Here is a 1,898-nt window from a genome sequence, read left to right on the forward strand (position 1 = left end):
CTGGAAGCCTTCGCAGATCTCGACCGTGGTGGTCTTGCCCGCACCGTTCGGGCCGAGCAGTGCGAGCACGCTGCCGCGCGCCATGCACAGGTCCAGCCCGGCCACGGCCACGGTGTCGCCGAAGCTCTTGGTCAGCCCCCGCACCTCCAGCGCCGGGGAGTGCTGCGGCGCGCCCTCGGCCGCCTCCTGATCCCCCGGGCCGTCCTGGGCCGCCCCGTCTCGGACTGCCCCGTCTCGGACCGCGTCGTCCTGGACCGCGCCGTTCGGCACTGGGCGGCCGGTTGGGGTGCTCGCGGCTTCGTTCACGACCTCCAAGCCTATGACGTGACCGGGCGCGCACCCCTCCGGGTCGGTAGCAGCCGCGGCACCTTCCCGCGCATGAACCACAGCAGCACGGCGAACGCGATCAACGAGGCGATCACGGCGAGCGGGATCTGGTACGCACGCAGCACATAAGCCGTACCGGTCGGCGCCACCAGCAGCGCCACCACCGCGCAGATCGCCGCCGCGGTGATCCGGAACCGGGTGTTGTTCGTGGACAACGCCAGCGGGATCACCATCCACAGCAGGTACCAGGGGTGCAGCACCGGCCCGAACACCGCCAGCGTGCCCAGCGTGATGCCCAGCGCGGTCAGCGGCTCGACGCGGCCCTTGAACGACAGCCACAGCAGCCGCAGGCACACGACCCCGGTCACCGCGTAGCCGATCAGCTTCGTGATGACCAGCATCGAGTCGGTGTGGTTGCCCAGCCCCAGCAGCATCCCGAGCCCACCGCCGGTCATGCCGAACGCGGTCATCGGTGCCAACCACGTCTTGATCCGGTTCGGCACGTCGAAGGTGTCGATCCAGCCCAGGCCCCAGCCGCTGGCGACCGTGATCACCGCCATGGTGGCCAGGAACACCGCCAGCAGCCCAGCGGCAACGATCACCAGGTCGCGGAACCGCCCGCCGCGCCTGCGGGCGACGTAGACGCCGAAGAACCCGAGCGCGATGAATCCGGGCGGTTTGATCGCGCCGCCGATGGTCAGCAGCACCGCGGTCGCGGCCACGCCCAGCGGGCGGCGCCAGCGCAGCCCGAGCTCGATCGCGGCGAACATGATCCCGACCAGCAGCGCCTCGTTGTGCGCACCGCTGATCACGTGGAACAGCGTGATCGGGTTGGCCGCCGAGAGCCACAGCGCGGCCACCGGATGCACCCCGCAGCGCACCGCCAGCCGCGGGATCGCCCAGATCGCCAGCATCAGCCCGGCGATCATGACCGCGCGCCACAGCAGCACGCCGAACACCACGTCGGTCCCGATCACCCGGGCGAGGTGCTGGCCGACCATGAGGAACAGCGGGCCGTACGGCGAAGGCGTGTCGCGCCAGATGTTCGGCACGTTGGCGACCAGCGGGTGCTCCACGCCCAGCGCCGCGGAAGGCCCGAGCGTGTAAGGGTTCACGCCGCTGGCGGCCACCGCGTTCTGCCCGAGGTAGGTGTACATGTCGGTGCTGAACAGCGGCGGCGCGATCGCCAGCGGCAGGCCCCACATCACGACCGTGCGGTCCAGCTGGGTGCGGGTGATCATGCGCGCCCGGCCGGGCCAGGACAGCTTGCCCAGCCACAGCCACGCGGTGACGATCATGAGCATCCCGAGCCACGCGCAGGCCATCGCCACCGTCGGGATCCGCGCGGGCAGTCCGAGCAGGCGCACTCCGATGAGCGGGTTGTTCACCGGCGCGGCGCCCGCCCCGACGGCGCCGAAGGCCAGCACCAGCGAGCCTGCGGTGCCGAAGCGGCGCACCAGGTCGAGCTGCCTGCGTTCCGGTGCGTCCAGCGGTTCCGGATCGCCGTCGCTGCCGACGGTGCCGCCGTGCCCGGCAGCACCGTCACCGAGGTGTTCGCCGGCACCGTGGTC

Annotated in this window: 2 protein-coding genes; both read right to left on the reverse strand. The window is 71.5% G+C overall.

Annotated elements, in window-relative coordinates; genetic code table 11:
* A partial coding sequence (locus tag IJH84_RS04565; protein ID WP_295140580.1) for an ATP-binding cassette domain-containing protein occupies positions 1 to 306 on the reverse strand: 306 nt, incomplete at its 3' end.
* A gap of 11 nt (positions 307 to 317) precedes the next feature.
* Entirely contained in the window at positions 318 to 1,817 is a 1,500-nt protein-coding gene (gene mptB / locus IJH84_RS04570; protein ID WP_295140583.1) for a polyprenol phosphomannose-dependent alpha 1,6 mannosyltransferase MptB, read from the reverse strand.
* Positions 1,818 to 1,898 lie beyond the last annotated feature (81 nt).

The organism is Saccharopolyspora sp. (genome assembly GCF_017434145.1).
GTDB classification, from domain to species: domain Bacteria; phylum Actinomycetota; class Actinomycetes; order Mycobacteriales; family Pseudonocardiaceae; genus Saccharopolyspora_C; species Saccharopolyspora_C galaxeae.